The organism is Sphingobium sp. TKS (genome assembly GCF_001563265.1).
Taxonomy (GTDB): domain Bacteria; phylum Pseudomonadota; class Alphaproteobacteria; order Sphingomonadales; family Sphingomonadaceae; genus Sphingobium.
In genome coordinates, this window is sequence record NZ_CP005083.1 from 3,039,791 (window position 1) to 3,063,253 (window position 23,463).

Here is a 23,463-nt window from a genome sequence, read left to right on the forward strand (position 1 = left end):
ATCAATAATTATTTCTCAATAAATCAAACTATATTTCATTATATTGTATGAATTATCCAAAATTATTTTCAACGATAAATAAAAATGAGAGACATGGACCGAACCGGAATATACCCATTCCGAAACGAAATCATGACAGACAGATTGCATTTCGGTGAAAAGGTCGACTTTTAAATTTCATCCCATTGCAGCGCTACCGCCACTGCTCTGACTCAATGACCTGCTAGTTGCGCCCCCAAAGCGGGGGGTCATCATCATGCTCAAGGCATTTCAGCCGTTGCTCTTCGTCGGGCTGGCGATGCTTGCCACGTCAGGATCAGGCAGGGAAGATCCGCATCTTGCACTGATGGCGCCAGCTACGGCGGCGACGGACAGCCATGCGCTGTCCGTCATGACCTACAACATCAAGGGATTGCCCTGGCCGCTGGCCCTGGGCCGCGACGAAGCGCTGAGCCGGATCGGCGGAAGACTGGCGGCCATGCGCCAGGCGGGCCAACAACCCCATGTCGTGCTGTTGCAGGAAGCTTTCTCGTCGGAAGCTCAGACGCTTGCCGAACAGGCCGGTTATAGGAACATCGCCTTCGGCCCCGATAGCGGACTTCGAACGAACGCCCCAACGGACGCAGCCGACATCGCCTATCTCCAGTCAGCGCGCTGGGACCGGGGCGAGCGCATGGGGAAATCGTTGAGCAGCGGGCTCATGATCCTGTCCGACTATCCGATCACGGGGATCGATCGGATGGCCTTTCCGGACTTCGCCTGCGCCGGGTTGGACTGCATGGCGAACAAAGGGGTGCTGATCGCCCATCTCCATGTGCCGGGCACCGGCCCCATCAGCATCGTCAATGCGCATCTGAATGCACGCAAGGCGGCTATGGTGCCCGTCGAGCGAACGCAGCAGGCCTTTGGGCGGCAGGTCGATCTGATGGCCCGATTCGTGGCCCGCCATGTGCCCAAAGGACAGGCGCTGATCCTGGGCGGCGACATGAATATCGGCAGCGACATGCAGCGCCGGACCGCCTTTTTCACGGGATTCGCCCGGTCCGGCCTGCGCTTTGTCGCGCCCGCTCTCGACGGCGCCCGCCAAGCCCTGGCCCAGACGACCGCAGACAAAGGCGCGCGCCTCGACCTGCTCCACGCGGTCGAACATGGCAAGGACTGGATCTTCGCCCGCGACGGACAGGACATGCCCTTGACTGTCCTTCAGGCGCGGGTACCCTTCGGCACCGAAGCCGGAGGCGAACCGCTGTCAGATCATTTCGGCTATGTCATCCGCTACCGTACGCCGGTCCGCCGCTTGCATGAACCAGTCCACTTCGCCAATCGCGATCCCTTGCCCACCCGCCTGGGAGACATGCATTGATGTACCGCAGCCCCCTGGGACGCTTGTCCGCCGCACTGCTGGCGGCAGTCATGATCCCCGCCATCGGCGGCATGGCAGGCGCGCAGCCATCCGACGCCCCGTCGCCCGCTCCGTCCCCGGTGACATTCCGCATGACCGCCCCCGAAGCCAATCAGGGCGCGGCGTCCGACGGCAGGTTCATCTATGCCATCGACAATGACCGGATCGGCAAATATCGCATCGCCACCGGCGAGCGCGTCGCCCAATGGCAGGGGGAACGGCGGCTTTTCCCGCATATGAACAGTTGCACCGTGGTGGATCGCGAATTGGTTTGCGCCGCGTCCAACTATCCGGCGGTGCCGCAGACCAGCGCGGTCGAATTTTTCGACACCGCCACGCTGCGCCATGTCCGCACGGTCAGCCTGGGTTTCGGCCCCGGATCGCTGACGGCGCTGGACCGGCATGACGGCAAATGGTGGGCGATCTTCGCCAATTATGCGGGCAAGGGCGGCGAGCCGGGCCGGGACACGCGCTATACCTTGCTGGTCCGCATGGACGACCGATTCCGGCAGGAGGCCGCCTGGACCTTTCCGCCGGAAGTGCTGGCCCGCTTCACCCCCTATAGCTGCTCGGGCGCCAGTTGGAGTGCGGACGGTCGGCTTTACGTGACCGGCCATGACCGGCCGGAACTTTACGAACTTGCCTTCCCGGAAGCGGGCTCCACGCTGGAGCTGCGCCGCACCATCGGCATCGCAACGCCCGGACAGGCGATCGACTGGGATCCTGTGCAGCCGCGCCGCCTCTGGTCGATCGACCGGGCGAAGAACATGGTCGTGGCCAGCGAGATCGCTCCCGCCCCGGCGGAACGATAGCCGCAATCGATGCATGCCGGAGAAGCGCATCTGCGGCTCCGAGCCTGTTGATCATCCGGGACTTCTCCTACACTCTGATGCTGCCGGAAGCAGGAGACAGATGATGCGCGTGATGGTGCTCGTAAAGGCCACCGAAGACAGCGAACGGGGCTTCGCCCCCACGCCCGAGGCGATGGAAGCGATGAAGGCGATGGGCCAATTCAATGACGAACTGGCCAAGGCCGGCGTCCTGCTCACCGCCGACGGCCTCACGCCCTCCTCCCAAGGCAAGCGCGTCGCGTTCGACGGCGCCGGCCGCACCGTCATCGACGGGCCTTTCGCGCAGGTCCGCGAACTGGTCGCCGGTTTCTGGCTGTGGGAAGTCAAGGACATGGACGAGGCGGTCGCCTGGGTGAAGCGCTGCCCCAATCCCATGCCGGGACCGAGCGAGATCGAAATCCGGCCACTATATGATCTGGCCGATTTGCCGACATAGGGGGTGGAGACGCCGGGACAAACGACAAGGCCAATCAACGCAGGAAAACCGGCTGATCGCCCTCCCGCCAGGCTGCAACGCGGATCATGACGCGGGTGAAGACCTCCGACGCGACATGCCCCGCCAGCCACGCCTGCAAGCGTGGAAAAGGCTGAGCCGAAAACCAGTCCGGATCGGTCGCCGCAAATTGACGCACAAAGGGAAACAGGGTGACATCCGCCATCGTTCGCCTGTCGCCGCATAGCTGATAGTTCCGCTCCAGCCGCGCCTCCAGCTTGTCGAGCCATGCAGCAGCCTCGGCGCGATGGACCAACGGGTCCGCCCCATGGCGGCTAGCATATTTGTAGCGGTCCAGATGATGTTTGAACGGCCCGTCATTGGCGGCGATCAATTCGGGATCGTCGCCCGCCAGCCAGGCTTCGGGATCATTGCACGCCAGCACCCAGCGCATGATGTCCAGACTCTCATCCAATACCCGCCCATCGGGCAAGGCCAACACCGGCACCGTGCCCTTGGGTGACAAAGCGAGCATCTGCGCGGGCTTGTCACGCAGCACCACTTCGCGCAGTTCCACGGGCTGGCCGCTTGCCAGCAAAGCCATGCGCGCCCGCATCGCATAGGGACAGCGGCGGAAACTGTAGAGGATGGCGGTCATAGCTCGTCCAGCAATCAATCCCTGCCGCTTATCCCAATTCGCCGCTCGATCAAGCCATTGCGATCGCCGCAACCCACGCGTTGTTCCAGCGCAGAGGAACAGATAGACATCGGCTATGAGTTTGCTTTCGGCGGCCCTTCTCGCGCTTGCGATCGTCCTGCTGCTGTTCGGGATCGCCACCATCGTGGAAAGGCGCGGCGGCCTTGCCTTCGGCCGTTACGATGTGCGCCACGGCGCCTATGCGCTGGCGCTGGGCGTCTATTGTTCGAGCTGGACCTTCTATGGCGCGGTCGGAAGCGCCGTGCGCGACGGTTGGCACTATCTGCCCATCTATCTCGCGCCCATCTGCCTGCTGATCGCCGCCCCGCGATTCCTGCGCAAGCTCGCTGAGGCGGTCGCGGAGGAGCAGGCAACGACCGTTTCCGACTTCATCGCCGCCCGCTTTGGCCATGATGTGGTCGTGGCCCGCCTCGTCACGGTCATCGCATTGCTGGGAACCGTTCCCTATGTCGCCCTGCAATTCCGCTCCATCGGCGGTGCGATCTCGATCGTGACGGGCCGTCCCGTCGCCACGCTGGCCATGTTGACCGCCGCCTGGCTGCTTTCCCTGTTCGCCATGCTCTTCGGCGCCCGCCGGTTCGAACTGGCCGGGCGCAGCGAGGGTCTCGTCTATGCCATCGGCATCGAATCCCTGCTCAAGATCATCGCGCTGACGACCGTGGCGATCCTGGCCCTCTTCCTGCTGGGCCAGGCGGACGCCACGGGTCTGGCGCGGGGCGTCGCCATCTTGTCCGCCAATTTCCGGCCGGAGAGGCTGTCGATCGAGGTCGGAATCATCTTCCTCATCTCGGTCATGGCGATCATCGTCCTGCCGCGGCAATTCTACATGGGGCTGGTCGAGGCCCGCGAGCCGGGCGATCTGGTGGGCGCCCGCTGGGGACTCGCGGCCTATCTCGGCGCGATGGCTCTGATGGTGCTGCCCATCGCGCTGGCTGGCGCAAGCCTGCTGCACGGCGCCCAGCCCGATCTCTACATGCTCCAACTGCCCGAAATGAACGGACAGGGCATTGTGCTTGCCCTCGCCCTGCTGGGCGGGATCGCGGCGGCCGCATCAATGGTCGTTGTCGATTCGACCGCACTGGCGACGATGGTCTCGAACGACCTCCTCTTTCCCACATTGCTGGCACGCGAGAGCGGGGCGGAGGCTGGTGCGGGGACGCTCGGCCGGCGCATGCTGCTCGTGCGGCGCTTTTCGATCGTCGCCATCATCGCGGCGGCGCTCGCCTGGGCGCTGCTGGTTTCGGCCGAACAATCGCTCGCCTCGATCGGTCTCGTCGCCTTCGCCGCCATGGCGCAGTTCACCCCGCACCTGATCCTTGCCACCTACGCGCCGGGCCGCGACGCCCTCGCGGCGCGAGCGAGCCTCGCCGTCGGGCTGGTCATCTGGTTCTACACCCTCGCCCTGCCGCCCATCCTGCCGTCCGCCTGGCTGGCCGCGCTTGCGGGAAGCGCGTTCGATCCGCTGCGCCTGTTCGGCATCGGAGCCGCCTCCCCGCTGGTGCACGGCGTCGCATGGAGCCTTGGCGCCAACCTTCTCGTCTTCGCCCTCGTCGCGGCGCGCAAGGTGAAGGCGCCCGTCCTTCCCCGCCTCGGCAGCCAACGCCCGATCACCGATCTTGCCGAACTCGCGCAGCTCACCGCCAGCTTCGTCGGTGACGAAGAGGCGGCCCGCGAATTTCCGGCAGCGGCACGCGGCACGCCCATCGACAGGCGGTCGGCGCAACGCGCCCGCGAGTTGATCGCGCGCGTCGTTGGCGCCTCATCGGCCCGCGCCCTGGTCGCCTCAGCGCTGGCCGGGGGACAGATGAGCCTCTCCGACGTCACCCGGCTGCTTGGCGAAAGAGGGCAATCGCTGCGCTTCTCCCGCGAGCTGCTGGCCGCGACCTTCGAGCATATCGACGCCGGCATCAGCGTCGTCGATGCCGACATGAACCTGGTCGCCTGGAACAGCCAATATCTCGACCTGTTCGACTTTCCTCCCGGCTTCCTGCGGGTGGGCGCCCCGATCGCGGAAATTATCCGCTATAATGGCCGGCTGGGCGATTTCGGGGGTGAGGATATCGAATTCCACGTCAAGAAACGTCTGCGCCATATGCGCCGGGGTCTGCCGCACAGTTTCGAGAGGCGGCGCAAGGACGGCCGCGTCATCAAGACCATCGGCGGCCCGATGCCGGGCGGCGGCTATGTCACGAGCTTCATCGACATTACCGAGGACGCCCGCATTCGCGACGAACTTGGCCGGACCTTGGGAGAGCTGGAGACCCGTGTCGCGGACCGTACCCGGGAACTCAGCGACACCAATGCACGGCTTGCCGAGGCGACGAAGGACAAGACCCGTTTCCTCGCCGCCGCGAGCCATGACCTGCTCCAGCCGCTGCACGCAGCGCGATTGTTCGCCGCGGCCCTGCAACGCGAGGTCGAGGGAACGCCGCATATGCTTGCCCAGCGCATCGACGGCGCGATCGTTGCGGCAGAGGGTCTGCTGCGCGCGCTCCTCGACATCAGCAAGCTCGATGCCGGTGGCGTGCAACCGAGTCCGGAGCCGATCGATCTCGCCCCCTTTCTCACAAATCTCGCTGAAGGGTTCGCGCCGATGGCGAAGGAAAAGGGGCTGCGTCTGCTGACCGGCCCGCTTGCCGGTCATCTCGATACAGATCCGGGCCTGCTCCGCTCCGTGTTGCAGAATTTCGTCTCCAACGCCCTGCGCTACACGCAGCATGGCGGGATATTGCTCGGCGTCAGGCGCAGGGGCGACATGATCCGCATCGACATCGTCGACACCGGAGTCGGCATCGCCGCCGACCAGATCGAGGCAATATTCGGGGAATTCACCCGCCTGGGGGCGCTGGACGTCGAAGGATTGGGCCTTGGCCTGGCCCTCGCCCGCCGGATCGTCCGGCTGCTCGGCGGCAGCATCGAGGTGCATTCCGTTCCGGGAAAAGGCAGCCGGTTCAGCCTGCTCATGCCCGAAGGCACAGGGCGGACCGCGCCGGAACCGGCCCCAGCAGTCAAGGCCGCTCTCCCGGAGGCGCGAGACCTTGCCGTGCTTGTGGTCGATGACGATCCGATGATCGTGGCGGCGACGGAGGCGCTGCTGGCCAGCCTAGGCCACCGTGCCCTGACCGCCGGGGATGGCGAGACCGCCCGAAAGCTCGCGCGTAGAGCGGACGCGGCGCTGGTCGACTTTCAGCTTGGCGGCGACGAGGACGGCCTCGCCCTGATCGCGGCGCTGCGGCGTCGACAACCGGCCTTGCCCGCCGCGCTGGTCACGGCGGAAGATGAGGCGAGCCTTGCTGCACGCGCCGCCATGCTCAATGTCGCCTTCATCTCCAAACCCGCAGCGCCGGAAGCCATTTCGGCCTTCCTCGCGCGCGTCAGTGGTTGAGATCGAGTCCCAGCGAACGCGCAACCAATGCCGCCTGGGTGCGGTTGTTCACATCGAGCTTGCGCATGATCGCCGTCATATGCGCCTTCACGGTCGCCTCGCTCATCATGAGGTCGTGCGCGATCTGCTTGTTGAGCTTGCCATGCAGCACTTCCAGCAGAACCTTCAACTGCGTCGGCGTCAGGGAGGCGATCTCCTTCTGCACCGCATCTTCGGGCCGTGGCGGAGCGGGCGGAAGCCTATGGCCGCCCATGGCCCGCGCAATGGCTGTCTCTATCGTGGGCAGGTCGCTGTCCTTCGAGAGGAAGCCGACCGCGCCCAGCGCCTGGGCTTCCTCCGCCGCCTTCGCCCCATCGGCGCTTGAAACGACGAGGATCGGCACACCGGGCTGTTCGGCATGCAGCAGCGCGATGCCCGAATAGCCGACCGCGCCCGGCATCTTCAGATCGAGCAGGATGAGGCGCAGGGACGTGGCCTCGCTCGCCGCCCGCACGGCGGCGGCGAGCGTGCCTGCCTCGATGATGCTGGCTTGCGGAGCGACCTTCATCACCGCCACCATCAGCGCCTGACGGAAGAGCGGGTGGTCGTCCGCGATGAGAATCGTCTCTATTGCGCCTCTTCCAACCGTGGTCTGTTGGCCAGCAGATTATCGACCACGGAGGGATCGGCAAGCGTCGACGTGTCGCCAAGGTTCGAAACATCGTTTTCCGCAATCTTCCGCAGGATGCGCCGCATGATCTTGCCGGAGCGCGTCTTGGGCAGGCCGGGCGCGAACTGCACCACGTCCGGCGAGGCGATCGGGCCGATCTCGCTGCGGACCCAGCGGATCAGCTCGCCGCGCAGCGCTTCGTCCGGCTCTACGTCGGCATTAGTCGTGACATAAGCATAGATGCCCTGCCCCTTGACCTCATGCGGCATGCCGACGACGGCGGCCTCGGCAACCTTGGGATGCGCGACGAGCGCGCTTTCGATTTCCGCCGTGCCCATGCGATGGCCGGAAACGTTGATGACGTCATCGATGCGGCCAGTGATCCAATAATAGCCATCCTCGTCGCGCCGGCATCCGTCGCCAGTGAAATAGCGCCCGGCGAAGGTCGTGAAATAGGTCTGGAAAAAGCGGTCATGATCGCCCCAGACGGTACGCATCTGGCCCGGCCAGCTATCCGCCAGGACGAGACAGCCTTCGCCCGGCCCCTCGATCAGCCGCCCCTCGCCATCGACCAGCTCGGGTTTCACGCCAAACATCGGCAATGTCGCGGAACCCGGCTTCAGTGCCGTGGCGCCGGGCAGCGGGCTGATCATCGCGCCGCCGGTCTCGGTCTGCCACCAGGTGTCGACGATGGGGCAACGCCCCTCCCCCACGATATGGTGATACCATTCCCAAGCCTCGGGATTGATCGGTTCACCGACGCTGCCAAGCAGGCGCAATGTCTTGCGGCTGGTCTTGCGCACCCATTCGTCCCCCTCACGCATCAGCGCGCGCAGGGCGGTGGGCGCGCCGTAGAAAATCTCCACGCCGAACTTGTCGACCACCTGCCAGAAACGGGAGGGATCGGGGAAGTTGGGCACACCCTCGAACATCACGGTCGTCGCGCCGTTCATCAGCGGCCCATAGACGACATAGCTGTGCCCCGTGACCCAGCCGATATCGGCGGCGCACCAATAGATCTGGCCGGGGCGATAGTCGAAGACATATTGGTGGGTCATCGCGGCCCACAGGGCATAGCCGCCGGTCGTGTGCAGCACCCCCTTGGGCTTGCCGGTCGAACCTGAGGTATAGAGGATGAACAGCGGATCCTCGGCGCCCATTTCCTCCGACTCGCACTGGGCAGACTGGTTTTCGACCGCCGTGGTCCAGTCGATGTCGCGTCCTTCGACCATGTTCACCCCGGCGCCCGTGCGGCGGAGCACGATGACGGTCTCGACATCGGGGCAATGGGCGAGAGCGGCGTCGACATTCGCCTTCAAGGGAACCTTCTTGCCGCCCCGCAGACCCTCGTCTGCGGTGACGACGATGCGGCTCGCGCAGTCCTCTATGCGACCGGCGAGCGCTTCGGGTGAGAAGCCGGCGAAGACGATCGAGTGGATAGCGCCGATGCGGGCGCAGGCCAGCATCGCGACCGCCGCCTCCGGCACCATGGGGAGATAGAGGGTGACGCGGTCGCCCCGCTTCACGCCCCGCGCCTTGAGCAGATTGGCGAAACGGCACACGGCCTCGTGCAGTGCGTGATAGCTGATGCGCCGCTCGGGCTCCGCCGGATCGTCCGGCTCCCAGAGAATCGCTATGGCGTCGCCGCGCTCCTCCAGATGGCGGTCGAGGCAATTGGCCGACAGGTTCAGCGTGCCATCCGCGAACCAGCTTATCCCAAAATCCTCCGCCGAAAAGCTCGTCGCCTTCACCTGGCTGAATGGCCGCATCCAGTCGAGACGCCGGGCTTCTTCGGCCCAGAAACGCTCCGGCTCCGCAATCGAGCGCGCATACATTTCCTGATATTGCGCGGCGTCGACCAGCGCTTCTTTCGCCCACTGTTTCGGAACGGGATAAACGCCCTGGTCCATAGTCTCGCACTCCTCTCCTCGATCGCTACCGATCCGTGGACCGCATCCTAAAGGCCGCTGGCGCATATCGGACCCTAGACGAAGGTCGTAGATCCCCGACCATGGTTCGGCTGTCGCCTTGCCGTGGCATGCGCGATCTTCTCCCTATCCGGACAACGAGCCGGGCCATGGAGAGGTCGATGCCAAAGCAAATGAGGCCATTGTTGCGCATCCTGCTGGGAGCGACGGCGCTTGCCGCGCCCCAACTGGCTCATGCGCAGACCACGAAGGAGGCGGATCTGGCGGCGCGTCTGGAACGGCTGGAGAACGAAGTCACCCAGCTCCGGACCGAACTCGCCGCAGCGCGCAGTCAGCAGGACGAAACCGCGGCCACCGCAGCCACCGCCGTCCGCAAGAGCGACGAGACGTCCGCCCAAATGACCCGACTGGCGGACAGCACGCCCAAGCTCGGTTTCCGATCGGGCAATAGCAATGTCGTCCTGTCCGGCTATGTGAAGCTGCTCGCAAGCAGCGCCCGGTACAGCGGCGGCGACGATCCGAGCAATACGCTCGGCCGCGATCTCTATCTGCCGCAGTCGGTCCCGGTCTTCAATCCCGCCTCCCCGACTTCACCCACCCGCGTCACTGATTTCTCCGCAAAGCAGACGCGCTTCTGGGTGGACGCCACGACCAAGCTCGGCAAGCATGCGCTCAAGGCCTATATCGAGTTCGATTTCCAGGCCGCGCCCGGCACCCCACAGGCGCTGGGCCAGGGCACGCAGCGCACGACCAACGCCTATGATCTGGCGATGCGCCGCGCCCTCATCCAGTTCGATCGCTGGACCTTCGGCCAGGACTTCACCAATTTCTCGAACCCGGCGGTTTTCCCGGAGAGCACGGATTATGTCGGCGGCGTCGACGGCCTGATCTTCGTGCGCCAGCCGATGGTGCGCTACAGCATGCCGCTCAGCCACGGCCTGACCCTTCATCTGGCCGCCGAAAATCCGGAAACCGCTTCCGCCACCGCCGGCGCGCCCGCCCTCATCGAAAATGGCGAGGATCATGCGCCCGACATGACCGGCCGCCTCGAATATGCGGGTGGGTTCGGCTTCCTCGACCTTGCAGTGCTGGGGCGCCAATTGCGCGTCGACAATGCGAAGACGGGCGCTGCCCATATCGTCGACTCCCGGCTTGGATGGGGCATCAGCACCTCCGGCAAGATATTCCTGGACGCCAAACATGGCAGCGACATCCGATTCCAGGCGACCTATGGCGAAGGGATCGGGCGCTATCTCGGTCTGAACTTCGGGCCTGACGCGGTTCTCCAGACCAACGGGCAGCTCGCCGGCGTCCGCAACCTCGCGCTGTTCGGCGCGGGGCGATATGCCCTGAACGACCAGTGGCGCGTGAATCTGATCGCAAGCTACCAGCGCATCTTCTACGCCGATACCCTCAATCCAGCGACGACTGCGGGTATAGCGATGTTCAATCGTCAGGCATGGAGTGTCGCGGGCAACCTCTTCTATTCCCCGGTGAAGAATGTCGACCTCGGCATCGAGTACCGACATGGCGAGCGCCGGCTCGTCAACGATCTCAACGGCCACGTCGATCGCTTCGACGTCGCGGCGAAGTATAATTTCTAACAGGAGGGACTGTTATGGCTTCGACATATGACGGACTGCCAAAGCATCACCAGGCGACGCGAAGCGAGAAGCTCATCATCACCGCCAGCTCGCTCGGCACCGTGTTCGAATGGTATGATTTCTATCTCTACGGCCTTTTGACCGCGATCATAGCGGCGCAGTTCCTGACGGGCCTCAACCAGACGACCTCCTTCATCATGGCCCTGCTGATCTTCGCGTCCGGGTTCATCGTCCGCCCCTTCGGCGCCATCTTCTTCGGCCGCATCGGTGACCTGTTCGGGCGCCGCTACACATTCATCATCACGCTGCTCGTCATGGGTCTGTCGACTTTCCTCGTGGGTTGCCTTCCCACCTACAAGTCGGTCGGCGTCGCCGCGCCGATCATGCTGGTGGTGCTGCGCATGTTCCAGGGTCTGGCGCTCGGCGGCGAATATGGCGGCGCGGCGACCTATGTCGCGGAGCATGCGCCCAACAACAGGCGCGGCTTCTACACCAGTTGGATTCAGATCACCGCGACCGCCGGTCTCGCAATGGCGCTGCTGATCGTCATCACGGTCCGTTCGCCCATCACCGGCGTCGGAGAGGAAGCGTTCAAGGATTGGGGATGGCGCATTCCCTATCTGGTCTCCGGCCTGTTCCTCATCGTCGGCCTGTGGCTGCGTCTGAAGCTGCATGAATCGCCCGTCTTCCAGAAGATGAAGGCGGAGGGCACCGGCTCCAAGTCACCGATCAAGGAGGCGTTCGGCCAGTGGAAGAACCTCAAGATCGTGCTCATCGCCTTTTTCGGCGCGATCGCGGGCCAGGCGGTGGTCTGGTATTGCGGCCAGCTCTACGCGATGTTCTTCCTTGAAAAGATGCTGAAGATCGACGGCCTGACCGCCAACACGCTCATCATCATCGCACTCATGATGGCCGCGCCCTTCTTCCTGTTCTTCGGCTGGCTGTCCGACCGCATCGGCCGCAAACCCATCATTCTCTCGGGCTGCGCGCTCGCCGCGCTGACGCTGTTCCCGGTCTTCCACGCGCTCACCAATGCCGCCAACCCCGCGCTCGCCCGGGCGCAGGCCGCCGCCCCGGTGACCGTGACCGCCGACCCGTCGGAATGCTCTTCGCAGTTCGACCCGGTCGGCGCGAACAAGTTCGACAAGACGAGCTGCGACATCGTCAAGAACGCGCTGGCCAAGGCTGGTGTGAACTACACCAATGTCGTCGCCGCGCCCGGCACCGTCGCGACCGTCGCGGTCGGTGACAAGCGCTTCACCGCGCCCGATCCGTCCCGGCTTTCGGGCGAAGAGAAAAAAGCGGCCATCGCGGCCTTCTCCGCCCAACTGATCGGCGCGCCCGCCAGCCCCGCAAAGGCGGCCGAAGGCGACAAGCCAGCCGTCGCCGCCCAGCCCGCGGTCGAGGGTGAACTTGCCCGGGTCGGCTATCCCAGCAAGGCCAACCCCGCCGAGATCAACAAGCCGCTCGTCGTCGCGCTGCTCTTCTATCTCGTCCTGCTGGTGACGGCGGTTTACGGCCCGATCGCCGCGATGCTGGTCGAATTGTTCCCCAGCCGCATCCGCTACTCCTCCATGTCGCTGCCCTATCATATCGGCAATGGCTGGCTGGGCGGGCTGCTGCCGGCGATCGGCTTCGCGATGGTCGCCGCGACCGGCGACATCTATTACGGCCTCTGGTACCCGGTCATCGTGGCGGCGGGAACCGTCGTCCTGGGCCTGATCTTCCTTCCCGAAACCTTCCGGCGTAATATCGACGGATAGCGGAACCCCCGGCCGGCGCGCCCAAAATCCTCCGACATTGTCGAGGATCAATGCGCGCCGGCACTTGGCCCTCTAAATCTGGCACCCTTGAAAAGGGAGACGTTTTCATGACCGACGCCACGCACATCCTCACCCTGCCGACCCGTTCGGGCCTCCAGCTTCACGTTCGCCCCGCGGAGGAAAGCGACGAACCTCTGCTCGCCGCCTTCTTCGACCAGGTCAGCGACGAGGATCGGCGCTTCCGCTTCTTCTCGGCCATCCCGCATGTCGGCCACGAACAGCTCGACCCGCTGATCCATGCCGATCATTTCCGCAGCGAAAGCATATTGGCATTCGATGGCGCCACCGGCGATCTCGTCGCCTCCGGCATCCTCGCCTGCGACAATGCGCTGGACACGGCCGAAGTCGCCGTTTCGGTGCGCGGGGACTATAAGGGCCGGGGCGTGGGCTGGGCGGTGCTCGACCATCTGGCCAGCGAGGCGCAGAAGCGCGGCGTGCGGCGCGTCATCTCAATCGAAAGCCGCGACAATCACGGCACCATCGAACTGGAGCGCGAAAAGGGCTTCGCAGTCGAAGCTGTCGAGGGCGATCCGACCCTGGTCATCCTTGCCAAGACATTCCGCTGAACAAGGGAAGCATGATGAGCGCTTCGCGCAAGTCGGTTCCATGGCCATTGCTGAGCACCGCCGACTGCAATTTTTGGCTCGCATCGCCGCTATACCTCGCAGCGAAAAACTGCCCCGCATTGACGACCGACCCACAACTCATGGAAAAATGGTGCACCCGACGGGATTCGAACCCATGGCCCTCAGATTAGGAATCTGATGCTCTATCCTGCTGAGCTACGGGTGCTCCGGTGACGGCTCTATTATGCGAAAAGGGCGCGGTCAATTCTTCGCTTCGGGGGGAACCACCGGAAAAGGCAAGGGTGCCACCTCCACCCCTTCGGCAATCAAGGCTCGCGCCTCGCTGAGCGCGACTTCGCCATGGATGCTGGCCCGATCCTGCTCGCCATAGTGCATGGCGCGGGCCTGTTCGGCAAAGCCGCGCCCGACCCAGGTGGAATCCTCCAGCGCCTTTTGCTGCGCCTTGGCCAGCGCCTGCACCAGTTCGCGCATCTTCGCCTCCTCGCCCGCGCCCATGGTGATGGACGCGTCGCCCGAGGATGTGATTTGCGGCACGGTTTCCGGGCGGCTGTTGCCCTTCGGCGCGACCGCCGGCGCCATCACGGCTTTGCCCACATGTTCATCGCCGCAGAGCGGGCAGGCCAACAGGCCTCGCGCCTTCTGATCCTCATAATCGGCGCTGGAGCCGAACCACGCCTCGAACACATGGCCTTGGGATTCGCATTTGAGGTCGAAAACAATCACGACACTGTCACATCCATGGGCAAGGATCGCCGGTTGGCGAGCGCAGGCACCCGCCCGCGCACGTCCTCTATGCGCGACAGGTCGATCTCCGCAAGAGCAAGACCCGCCTGTTCGCCCATGTCGAGCACTATGTCCCCCCATGGGTCAACGATCAGGCTGTGCCCGTAGGTGTCGCGGCCGTCCGCATGATGGCCGGTCTGCGCGGCGGCGATAACGAAGCAGCCAGCCTCGATCGCCCGCGCGCGGAGCAATATGTGCCAATGCGCCTTGCCGGTCGGGACGGTGAAAGCCGCAGGCGTGAGCAGCACCGTGGCGCCCGCATTGGTCAGCGCCCGGTAGAGATCGGGAAAGCGCATGTCGTAGCACACCGACAGGCCCATGCGCGCCCAGGGCGTATCGACCGCGACGACCTGCTCGCCCGGACCATAGACCGACGATTCGCGCCAGCTTTCCCCTGTTGCCAGATCGACATCGAACAGGTGGATCTTGTCATAGCGGGCACGGATTTCGCCGCTGCCATCGATCATGAAACTACGATTGGCCCAGCGCCCGTCGGTTCGCTCCTCCTTCAGCGGAAGGGAGCCGAGATGCACCCACAGCCCCTGTTTCGCCGCCGCTTCGCGCACGGCGGCCAGCACGGGATCGTCCTTCTCCGAACGCAGCGTCGCCGCCGCCCGCTGCCGGTCGCGGTCCACATAACCGGCCATTTCCGGGGTGAAGAGCATGTCCGCACCCTCCCCCTTGGCGCGCGCGGCCATGTCCACGATCGCGGCGGCGTTGGCGGCGGGATCGATCCCGCTGGTCATCTGGAAGATCGCGGCGCGCATCCGGCTATGCTCCCAGCAACGCGTCGAGCTTGCCCTGCCGGTCGAGCGCCGCCATGTCGTCGCTGCCGCCGATATGTTGGCCATCGATGAAGATTTGCGGCACGGTGTTCCCGCCCTGGGCGCGGTCCAGCATTTCCTGGCGCTTGGGCCCGCCCATGGTGATGTCATATTCCTCGAACGCCACGCCCTTGCCGTCGAGCAAGGCCTTTGCCCGGGCGCAATAGCCGCACCAGGCCTTGGTATAGATTTCGACCTTCGCCATATTTCACTCCTTGACCGTCGAAATTGTGGTTCGACAGCCGTTTGTCAATCGGCACTGTCCGGCAGCACCCGCGCCCAGCACAGCAGGTGAACGCTTGCCGCGCCGCCGCGTTTCAGCGTCCGGGCGCAAGCCGCCGCCGTTGCGCCGCTGGTGTGCACATCATCGATCAGCAGCACCGCGCGGCCCTTGAGCCCATGCTGCGGGGTCAGGGCGAAGGCGCCACGCACCGCCTTGGCCCGGAGTTTCGGGGTCATCCCGCGCAGGGGCTTGGTCCGGCGGCTACGCAGCAGGGCGTGATTATCCACCGGCAATCGCGTCAGCCGCGCCAGATGCCGGGCGATCAGGGCCGACTGGTTGAAGCCGCGCCACCACAGCCGCCAGCGATGCAACGGCACCGGCACGATGACGGCATTCTCCACCGCCGGAACCTGCCGCGCCATCTGCTTGGCAATCAGCCGGGCAAGGCCGATGCGCCGGCCATATTTGAGGCGCAGCGCCACGGCACGGGCGATATCGCCATAGGCCAGCACCGCCTGCGCGCTGTCGAAGGGCGGCGGATCGGCCAGGCAGGCGCCGCATTCCGCTCCGGCACCGCGATCATAGTCGAACGGCACGCCGCACCGGGCGCAGCACGGCGCGCCCAGAAACCGCATCCCGCTCCAGCAACTCAGGCAGAAGGCATCGTCCGCGTCCACGATTTCGCCACAACCGGGGCAGCGCGGCGGCAGGGCGTAATCGAGCGCCGGGCGCAACAGGCTTTTGACAAATGGGGCGGTCTTGTGCAGCGGCGAAAGGGACATCATCTCCCTTGTTCCCGCTCCTTCGCCGTTGCACAAGGCCCGCCATGACCAATGCCGACATCTTCGACCGCGCGCTGCGCGCCAGGCGGCGCGACCGGATGATGGCTCGCTTTGCCGAGCATGACTTTCTCTATCGCGCGATGCTGGACGAACTGCTCGACAGGCTAGGCGATGTGCAGCGGGATTTTGCCGAAGTGCTGGTCATCGGCTGTCCCGACGACAGCGCCAGGGCAGCGCTGGAGGCGATGGGCAAGCGCGTCGTCTGCGCCGATCCCGGCTTTGCGGCGGCGAAGGCGCAGGGCGGCGTGCAGGCCGATGAGGACGCCCTGCCCTTTGCCGATGAAAGTTTCGACCTGGTGATCGCTTGCGGAACACTCGACAGCGTCAATGACTTGCCGGGCGCGCTGATCCTGATGCGGCGGGTGTTGCGGCCGGATGGGCTGATGCTGGCGGCCTTTACCGGCGCTGGTTCGCTGCCCCGGCTGCGGGCGGCGCTGATGGCGGGCGAAGGGGACCGGGCCGGGCAGCATATCCATCCGCAGGTCGATGTGCGTTCGGCGGGTGATCTGCTGGCGCGGGCTGGATTCACCATGCCGGTCGCGGATGGGGATGTGTTGACGGTCCGCTATGGCGATGTCCTGCGGCTGATGCACGACTTGCGGGGGATGGGAGCGGGCAATGTGCTGGTTTCGCGGCCGCCCGCGCTGCGGCGGGAAGTGCTGGGCGGCGCGGCCGAGCATTTCGCGGCGGCTGCGGATAGCGACGGGCGGACGGCGGAGCAGATGGCGATCCTGTATCTGAGCGGGTGGAAGGCCGATCCGAGCCAGGCCCAGCCTGCGCGACGGGGAAGTGCGAACATGTCCCTGGCCGAGGCGCTCAAGCCGAAGCATTGACGGCCGTGCGATAGATTTGAGGGACAGGCATGAGACGAAACGGATTTTTGGCCACCACACACACAGCGATCTTTATCGGCTAAGCGGGCCGGTGCCCCTTGCGCCATTTGGTGAACAAGTGGCGCGCCAGCATGGCGAGCGGCATCCGCAGCCAGTGCGAGCGCAGATAAAAGGCAAAGCGGAGCAGCTTGCGCCGCTCCCGTCCCCATCCGTCCCGCGCCAGCAGCCGGGCGGCGACGATCCGGTCCCAGACCGTCAACCGCGCGCCCTCGCCATAAAGCGCCGCCGCCAGCCGCCGCGCCTGTCCGACATGGGCCGCAAGGCCATGCCGCGCCGCCCGAGCCTTCAGCGCGTCAGCATCCACCTCGTCGAACAAGCAGTGGATATCCCAGAGATTGCGCAGCCCCCCCGCCAAATCGCCATCGGCCAGCAGATGCGCTGCGGCATGGCAGACCCTGTCCTCCGTGGAGAGCATGTATAACTCATTGGTAATGGGAACCGCCTCAGCAATCATCGCTCCGGCATCGGGCGTCTGACGCGCGGTCAGGGGCAGGACGGTATGGTGCACGTCGATCATCCGATCGCGCCCAGCATGAATCATCGGCGGCAGTTCATGCATCCATTGCCGATAATAGGCGTCGTCATAAGGGTCATCCTTGACCCACTCCCACCCTGCGCGGAGCAGCGCATGCTCGACCTGCCCTATGGCCTCCCGCGGCACCAATATGTCGAGATCCCCGATGAAGCGTCCCTGCCCCGCACGCAGCCCCGCCGCCGCATAGGCAGTCCCCTTGAGGAGCACGACCGGCACGTCGAGGCCGGCAAGCGCCTCCGCCGCACGATCCGCCTCCCACAGCGCCTGCCGCGCTTCTCGCTCCGCCTCCAGCCGCGCATCGCTCAATATCGGCCGCACCGCTTCGGGCACTGGCCGGTCCTCGATCCGCAAGGCCAGCGTGCCGATCAGCCGCTCCGCCCGCGCCATGGCGATCAGGTCGTTCCACCTGCGCGCATCCAGCGCCATGACCCCATCGGGATCACGCAAGGCCTGCACGAGCAGCCGCGCACTCATGCCAGTTCCCCCCACAACCGCTCGACCAGGGCTATGGCGTCATCTCCCGAGGGAAAATCGATGGCGCGGGCAGGCACATTTTTGACGAAGCGGGTCAGGGCGGCAAAGCCCGGCTCGCCCAGAGCGACATAGTTGGTCGACGCCTGGGTCAGCCGCATGAAGACCTCACTCTGCCCGACTGAACGGACATCCGCCTCATGACCGAAACGGGGAAACAGCAGCAGCGCGGGCAAGGCGCCCTCCCCCATCCGCCCGACTGCCTCGCTGCGGGGGATGAGGTGGCGGATGTCGCCCTTGGCCGTCCCGGCGAGCAGCGGCCCCATGCGCGCCGGCGAAGCCTCCGCCGCCAGCACGTCGATGGCGCCATTCTTGAGCGAGACCAGGCGCGGAAAGGGAAAGACCGCGCCCGTCGCCAGATCGAGCAGCGCGAACTCGTCGCCCATCAACCGCCAGCCGCGCTCACCCAATTGGGCAGCCAAAGTGGATTTGCCGGAACCGGACTCGCCCGTCATCACAAGCGCTCTTCCGTCCTTCTCGACGCTGGAGGCATGCAGCAACAGATGCCGCCGCCAGCCCAGCGCCATTTGCAGGTTCATCCCCATTTCCGCCGCCAACAGGCCATGGGCGAGGCTCATCGGCGCGGCATCGGCCAGCCCGTGATCGCCAGTGATATAGATCGATGGCCGGAACCAGCGCCGGAACAGGCCCGCCGGCTCCAGCCGCACGGTGAAATCGGCCACCTCGTCCACGGGCGTGGGATAATCGGCATAGAGCCGCGCCAGCGCCTCCACCGGCTGGCGCCAGGCCGATCCGATGCGGAAGCTTGCCGGACCGATCTTCAGGGACAGCACATGCTTCACGCGATGCGGACCAATCCCAGTTCGGTCAATTCGGTGAGATGCGCCTCGATCTGCGGCACCGCCTCCTCCGCCGGGCCCAGATCATAGAGCCGGGTCAGTTCGGCATGGACCTCACCCGCCGTCAGCGCCGCGCCTTCCTCCAACGTCGCCAATATCTCCGGCACCGGGCTGATCACCATATGGGTCTGTCCCGAAGGCCGGTGATAAAGCAGCACCATATCCTCCAGCACGCAGGAGGCGATGGCGTCCGGACTGTCCTGGCAATAGCGGCGGGGCATGGTCACGAAACGGAGCCTTCGGATGGGAATGTCGCGCCATCCTTAGGACAAAGGAGTAGCCAAGTGCCTAACGCGTCAGGCTATTTTGCGCGATGCCGTTCCATTGCACGCCATCGGTCCGGACGAGCCGGGCAAAGGCGCGCAAATAGGCGTCAAGGGCGCTTTCGACGCAATGCTCCCGTACCGCCTCCCCCAAGCGCGCAGGCGAAACCGGATGCTCCAGCGCCCAGAGGATCGCTTCGGCAAAGGCATCCGCATCGCCCACCGGCACTGGCGCATGCTGGCCCGCAGCAGCCAACGCCGGATGAATATTGGGCGTGGAATCGGTCGCCACCACCCCCGTTCCGCAGCCCAGCGCCTCTATCAGCGTCGCGACCAACCCCTCCCAGCGCGACGGTTGAAGCAGCAGATCGGCCTCGGCCATCAGCGCCGCCAGTTCCGCCTGATCATTCACAAAGCCCAGAAATTCGACCCGCCCGGCTATGTCCAGCCGCTGGCAAAGCGCCTCCAGGTCGCGGCGCAACGGCCCCTGCCCGACGATCTTCAACCGCCAATCGAGATGCCTTAGCCGGGCAAGCGCGAGCAGCGCCGTCGCCTGATCCTTCTGCTCGGCCAACCGCCCGACCATCAGGAAATGCCGGGGCGTCCCCTCCGACCTCGCCTCGCGATCCTGCCGCAACCGTTGCAGCAAGGGGGTGACGGTCGGGCGCGGCAGCAGCGTCACGCGACGGCCCTCCAGCGGCCCGGCTTCAGCCAAGGTCAGCCGGTCCGCCTCACCCATCACGATGGTCATGGCGCTGGCCCGGGCGATGGCGCGAAAACGGCTGCGCCTGACCCAGGCGGACAGCCCCCGCTGGTGCGGGCGGACGATCGGGTTGGAAATGCGGCAAACCGCCTGCGTCGCCGTGCCCAGCGCCGCCAGGGCGCACAGCATGTTGCTCTGATTGCCCGCCGAATAGAGAATATCGGGGCGGTACCGTCGCACCATGGCCGCCAGAGCGGGGAATTGCGCGATCATCGACAGCCGCCGGTTGAGAGGCGGGGCAGGCACCCGGCGCACGGTCAACTGCGGGTCGATCAGCCCGGCCACAGGGCCGTCCACCCGCGTCATCCACAGTTCGACATCCACGCCGCGCATCAGCAGATGATTGGCCAGCAGGATCGCGACCCGATCCAGGCCGCCATCGCTGGGTTCATAGAGATAGATCGCGACCGAACAATTTTGCGTCACCCAATGGGGTGTATGGAACATGGGGTCGCCCTTGCTGCGTCTGACGGGATCGTCGAAGTCTCGACGCCGTCAACGCGGGTGATCCGTAAAAGTTCGGGCCGTAAAAAGTTCGGTCGAAAATCCCGCCTTCGTTCAGCGGGGCATTTGCAGCGATGCGTAGCAGGTAAAGCCGCTCGTGCCGGATTGAAGGCGGCGGATATAGTTCAGATAGGCCTGATTCTGGTCATAGCTGGTGCCGGGCAGACGGCCCCCTCGCAGCGCCTGTTTCACCTGATCGCCGGTAAAGCCCTGCCCGGCGCCGGGGAAGGCGCCCTGCGTGCCCGCCGGCACGACCTGCCCATTGGCGGCGATATAATTGCCCGAACGGCCCTGGTCGGGAACGGGGATCGTACAATTGAGGACCGACGCGGCCGTGTTCGCCAGCGCCGGGCGGATCGATATGATGGCGGATGCCGCGACCGCTCCGCCCATCAGCAACTGACGGCGCGACGGCACGGCAAGGTCCGGTCCGTCGTCCTGCGACTCGGCATTGTTCCGAGGGGGCAAAGGCTCGCTCATGTCATCCTGATCCGCTATCGCGCTTGCCAAACTGTAAAAATTGCACGCTATTGCGACGGTCTTTGCAGCAAATGCGTCAAATTTCCAGCATGGTAACCATGAATCGCCTGACCGCTTCCCAGATCACCGCCTCGCTTGCCGTCCTGCTGCTGGCTACCGGGGGGGCGCTGATGATCGGCGCGGAGCCGCTCGACATCATCCTGCCGGTGCTGGCGGGGCTGGTGGTGCTGATCATCGCGGCGGGAGGCGGCCAGGTCCAGGCGAAAGAGTTGCCCGCAGCGGCTGCGGATGCCACCGACATCATCTCCCATCCCGATGCCCGGAGCCTGCTGGAAGGCATTTCCGATCCGCTGATGCTGATCGAGCGGGGCCGGATCATCTCGGCCAACCGCGCAGCGCAGCGTTTGCTGGGCGCGCATATCGAGGGGGAAGACGCCCGCATCGCCATCCGTCATCCCGCCGCCGCCGAACGGCTCGCCAGCGTGGCGCCGATGGCCGAACCGGTGATGATCGAGCTGGTCGGCCTAGGCAGCCGCGACCAGCGCTGGCAGATGCGGATCGCCCCGGTCGGGGCCAGCGACGGCGACGACACCAAGGTGCGACGTCTGGTCCATCTGGCCGACCATAGCGGCGCGCATGCGGCGGAAAAGATGCGCGTCGATTTCGTCGCCAATGCCAGCCATGAGCTGCGCACGCCGCTGGCGGGGATATTGGGCTTCATAGAGACATTGGCCGACCCCGATCTGGGCAAGGATGACGAAACGCGGCAGCGCTTCCTGAAGATCATGGACGGCGAGGCGCGGCGGATGCAGCGGCTGATCGACGATCTCATCTCCCTGTCCCGCATCGAGGCGGAGAAATATCGCGCGCCCGACAGCGCGGTCGACCTGTCCGGGCTGGTGGCCGAGGTGGTCGGCGTATTCCGCACCAGCCATGGCGAGCGGGGGCGCGAGGTGGAGATGGAGATCGCGCCCGACCTGCCCGATGTGCAGGGCGACCGGGCGCAGCTATCGCAACTGCTCCACAATCTGATCGGCAATTCGGTCAAATATGGGCGCGCAGGCACAACGATCCGCGTGACTTTGAACGAGGGGCCTAGCGGCATGATGCGGCTCAGCGTCGCGGATGAAGGGGAAGGCATCGGCCCCGATCATCTGCCGCGCCTGACCGAGCGCTTCTATCGCGTCGATTCGGGGCGCAGCCGCGCGGTTGGCGGTACGGGTCTGGGCCTCGCCATCGTCAAGCATATCGTGGAGCGGCATCGCGGGCGGCTGGACATCGCCAGCGTGCTTGGCAAGGGCACCACCATCTCCATTCTGCTGCCCCGCATCGCCGTGGAAGAAAAGGCGCTCGCGGCAAAGGCTTGAACAAAAAAAGACAGCGACAGGCCGGGCTTCCGGCCTCATTGTCATAAAAGTGCAATCCAATTGTCACAAAGGCGCGACGTACCGCGGCTACGGCGCATGCCCAGAGGGGGGCGGCGAGAAGCGAATCGCGGCCTTTGACGAAGGAGAATATCCCGTGAAGCATTTCGCTCTGATGGCTGCCACCGCTGCGGCCGCACTCACTCTCGCCGGTTGCGGTCAGCAGTCCGGCGGCGCGGCCGGCGGCACCCGCGACCAGATCCGCGCGGTTGGTTCGTCCACCGTCTATCCCTTCGCCACGGCGGTCGCTGAGATGTTCGTTCAGGGCAATCCCGGCATGAAGTCCCCGATCATCGAATCGACCGGCACCGGCGGCGGCATGAAGCTGTTCTGCGCGGGCGTCGGCGCCCAGCATCCGGACATTGAAGATGCCTCGCGCCGCATGAAGAAGTCGGAGTTTGAGGACTGCCAGAAGAATGGCGTCAAGGACATCATCGAAATCCAGATCGGCGTCGACGGCCTCGCCTTTGCCGAAGCCAAGAATGGCCCCGGCCTGAAGCTGACGCCGAAGATCGTTTATGAGGCGCTGGCCGCCAATCCCTATGGCAAGGGTCCGAACAAGGCCGCGACCTGGAAGGATGTCGACCCCAGCCTGCCCGCCACGCCGATCAGCGTCTTCGGCCCGCCGTCGACCAGCGGCACCCGCGATTCGCTGGCCGAGCTGATCCTGACCAAGGGCTGCGAAACCGACCCGGCGATGAAGGCGCTCAAGGAAAAGGACGAGAAGGAATTCAAGGCCACCTGCACCCGCATCCGCGAGGACGGCAAATATGTGGACTCGGGCGAGAATGATAACCTCATCGTCCAGAAGCTGGGCGCCAACCCCAATGCGCTCGGCGTGTTCGGCTACAGCTTCCTGGAAGAGAATAAGGACACGTTGAAGGACGTCACCATCAACGGCGTCGAGGCAACCTATGAAACCGTCTCCACCGGCACCTATCCGGGCGCCCGTCCGCTCTACATCTATGTGAAGAAAGCGCATATGACCGCGATCCCCGGTCTTCAGGCGTTCCTCAACACCTTTGCGGCCAATTGGGATCCCAATGGCGCGCTGACCAAGCGCGGCATGATCGCGGCGCCGGAAGATGTGCGCAAGGCGAGCGCCGAAACGGTCAAGTCGCTGGCGGTCCTCGACGGCTCCAAGCTGAAATAAGACAG

Annotated in this window: 22 protein-coding genes and 1 tRNA gene; 10 read left to right on the forward strand and 13 right to left on the reverse strand. The window is 65.1% G+C overall.

The features are described from left to right. The first annotated feature begins 256 nt into the window (after positions 1–256). From K426_RS15075 to K426_RS15085, 3 genes are all read left to right on the forward strand, one after another. The gene (locus tag K426_RS15075; protein ID WP_145907340.1) at positions 257–1,363 is read left to right on the forward strand and encodes an endonuclease/exonuclease/phosphatase family protein; all 1,107 of its coding nucleotides are present in this window, start codon (positions 257–259) and stop codon (positions 1,361–1,363) included. Further along, positions 1,363–2,214, forward strand: coding sequence for a YncE family protein (locus K426_RS15080; RefSeq protein WP_237229812.1), 852 nt, complete (start codon positions 1,363–1,365; stop codon positions 2,212–2,214). Before K426_RS15075 ends, K426_RS15080 begins: the two co-directional genes overlap by 1 nt. A gap of 103 nt (positions 2,215–2,317) precedes the next feature. Continuing rightward, positions 2,318–2,689, forward strand: a complete 372-nt coding sequence (locus K426_RS15085; RefSeq protein WP_066561837.1) for a YciI family protein — start codon at positions 2,318–2,320, stop codon at positions 2,687–2,689. 34 nt (positions 2,690–2,723) lie between these two features. Here the strand turns inward: K426_RS15085 and K426_RS15090 are convergent, their stop codons facing one another. Next, positions 2,724–3,344, reverse strand: a complete 621-nt coding sequence (locus K426_RS15090) for a glutathione S-transferase (protein WP_066558698.1) — start codon at positions 3,342–3,344, stop codon at positions 2,724–2,726. A 115-nt stretch (positions 3,345–3,459) separates the two neighbouring features. On the opposite strand from K426_RS15090, the gene K426_RS15095 reads away from it, so the two are divergent. Beyond that, positions 3,460–6,789: a PAS-domain containing protein gene (locus tag K426_RS15095; RefSeq protein ID WP_066558701.1), complete on the forward strand. Its 3,330-nt coding sequence runs from the start codon at positions 3,460–3,462 to the stop codon at positions 6,787–6,789. Here the strand turns inward: K426_RS15095 and K426_RS15100 are convergent. Then, entirely contained in the window at positions 6,779–7,399 is a 621-nt protein-coding gene (locus tag K426_RS15100; RefSeq protein ID WP_066558705.1) for a LuxR C-terminal-related transcriptional regulator, read from the reverse strand. The two genes, K426_RS15095 and K426_RS15100, sit on opposite strands and share 11 nt — an antisense overlap. Further along, positions 7,396–9,348, reverse strand: a complete 1,953-nt coding sequence (gene acs, locus K426_RS15105; protein ID WP_066558707.1) for an acetate--CoA ligase — start codon at positions 9,346–9,348, stop codon at positions 7,396–7,398. The genes K426_RS15100 and acs overlap by 4 nt, the downstream gene beginning before the upstream one ends. A gap of 179 nt (positions 9,349–9,527) precedes the next feature. Here acs and K426_RS15110 point away from each other — a divergent pair, with 179 nt between their 5' ends. The 3 genes from K426_RS15110 to K426_RS15120 all read left to right on the forward strand — a co-directional run bounded on the left by K426_RS15110 (position 9,528) and on the right by K426_RS15120 (position 13,359). Next, on the forward strand, positions 9,528–10,970 hold the full coding sequence (locus K426_RS15110) for a DcaP family trimeric outer membrane transporter (protein WP_082748912.1): 1,443 nt from the start codon (positions 9,528–9,530) through the stop codon (positions 10,968–10,970). Between the two features lie 14 nt (positions 10,971–10,984). Next, positions 10,985–12,733 carry an MFS transporter gene (locus K426_RS15115; RefSeq protein WP_066558714.1) on the forward strand — a complete coding sequence of 583 codons (1,749 nt, stop codon included), beginning with the start codon at positions 10,985–10,987 and terminating at the stop codon, positions 12,731–12,733. A 107-nt stretch (positions 12,734–12,840) separates the two neighbouring features. Continuing rightward, positions 12,841–13,359, forward strand: a complete 519-nt coding sequence (locus K426_RS15120) for a GNAT family N-acetyltransferase (RefSeq protein WP_066558716.1) — start codon at positions 12,841–12,843, stop codon at positions 13,357–13,359. Between the two features lie 149 nt (positions 13,360–13,508). Here the strand turns inward: K426_RS15120 and K426_RS15125 are convergent. The 5 genes from K426_RS15125 to K426_RS15145 all read right to left on the reverse strand — a co-directional run bounded on the left by K426_RS15125 (position 13,509) and on the right by K426_RS15145 (position 15,995). Continuing rightward, positions 13,509–13,585: transfer RNA gene (locus tag K426_RS15125), tRNA-Arg, on the reverse strand. A 35-nt stretch (positions 13,586–13,620) separates the two neighbouring features. Continuing rightward, positions 13,621–14,103: a DUF1178 family protein gene (locus K426_RS15130; RefSeq protein ID WP_066558722.1), complete on the reverse strand. Its 483-nt coding sequence runs from the start codon at positions 14,101–14,103 to the stop codon at positions 13,621–13,623. Beyond that, positions 14,100–14,930 carry a carbon-nitrogen hydrolase family protein gene (locus tag K426_RS15135; protein WP_066558725.1) on the reverse strand — a complete coding sequence of 277 codons (831 nt, stop codon included), beginning with the start codon at positions 14,928–14,930 and terminating at the stop codon, positions 14,100–14,102. Before K426_RS15135 ends, K426_RS15130 begins: the two co-directional genes overlap by 4 nt. Positions 14,931–14,934: 4 nt before the next feature. Further along, on the reverse strand, positions 14,935–15,192 hold the full coding sequence (grxC, locus tag K426_RS15140; protein ID WP_066558728.1) for a glutaredoxin 3: 258 nt from the start codon (positions 15,190–15,192) through the stop codon (positions 14,935–14,937). A gap of 44 nt (positions 15,193–15,236) precedes the next feature. Next, on the reverse strand, positions 15,237–15,995 hold the full coding sequence (locus K426_RS15145) for a ComF family protein (protein ID WP_066558730.1): 759 nt from the start codon (positions 15,993–15,995) through the stop codon (positions 15,237–15,239). A gap of 41 nt (positions 15,996–16,036) precedes the next feature. Between K426_RS15145 and K426_RS15150 the strand changes: the two genes are divergently transcribed. Next, complete coding sequence (locus K426_RS15150; protein ID WP_066558737.1) at positions 16,037–16,885, forward strand: class I SAM-dependent methyltransferase; 849 nt, start codon at positions 16,037–16,039, stop codon at positions 16,883–16,885. 79 nt (positions 16,886–16,964) lie between these two features. On the opposite strand, the gene K426_RS15155 is transcribed toward K426_RS15150, so the two are convergent. The 5 genes from K426_RS15155 to K426_RS15175 form a co-directional block, all read right to left on the reverse strand. Next, positions 16,965–17,954: a nucleotidyltransferase domain-containing protein gene (locus K426_RS15155; protein WP_066558739.1), complete on the reverse strand. Its 990-nt coding sequence runs from the start codon at positions 17,952–17,954 to the stop codon at positions 16,965–16,967. Further along, positions 17,951–18,814 (reverse strand): HprK-related kinase A, encoded by an 864-nt coding sequence (locus K426_RS15160; protein WP_066558744.1) that lies wholly within the window; start codon positions 18,812–18,814, stop codon positions 17,951–17,953. Before K426_RS15160 ends, K426_RS15155 begins: the two co-directional genes overlap by 4 nt. Continuing rightward, positions 18,811–19,092: an HPr-rel-A system PqqD family peptide chaperone gene (locus K426_RS15165; RefSeq protein WP_066558747.1), complete on the reverse strand. Its 282-nt coding sequence runs from the start codon at positions 19,090–19,092 to the stop codon at positions 18,811–18,813. Before K426_RS15165 ends, K426_RS15160 begins: the two co-directional genes overlap by 4 nt. 67 nt (positions 19,093–19,159) lie before the next feature. Continuing rightward, the gene (locus tag K426_RS15170) at positions 19,160–20,344 is read right to left on the reverse strand and encodes a glycosyltransferase (protein WP_066558750.1); all 1,185 of its coding nucleotides are present in this window, start codon (positions 20,342–20,344) and stop codon (positions 19,160–19,162) included. Positions 20,345–20,455: 111 nt separating this feature from the next. After that, on the reverse strand, positions 20,456–20,881 hold the full coding sequence (locus tag K426_RS15175) for a hypothetical protein (protein WP_066561843.1): 426 nt from the start codon (positions 20,879–20,881) through the stop codon (positions 20,456–20,458). Positions 20,882–20,979: 98 nt separating this feature from the next. Here K426_RS15175 and K426_RS15180 point away from each other — a divergent pair, with 98 nt between their 5' ends. Then, complete coding sequence (locus K426_RS15180) at positions 20,980–22,248, forward strand: ATP-binding protein (protein ID WP_066558752.1); 1,269 nt, start codon at positions 20,980–20,982, stop codon at positions 22,246–22,248. A 154-nt stretch (positions 22,249–22,402) separates the two neighbouring features. Next, positions 22,403–23,458: a substrate-binding domain-containing protein gene (locus tag K426_RS15185; RefSeq protein WP_066558755.1), complete on the forward strand. Its 1,056-nt coding sequence runs from the start codon at positions 22,403–22,405 to the stop codon at positions 23,456–23,458. The last annotated feature ends 5 nt before the right edge of the window (positions 23,459–23,463 follow it).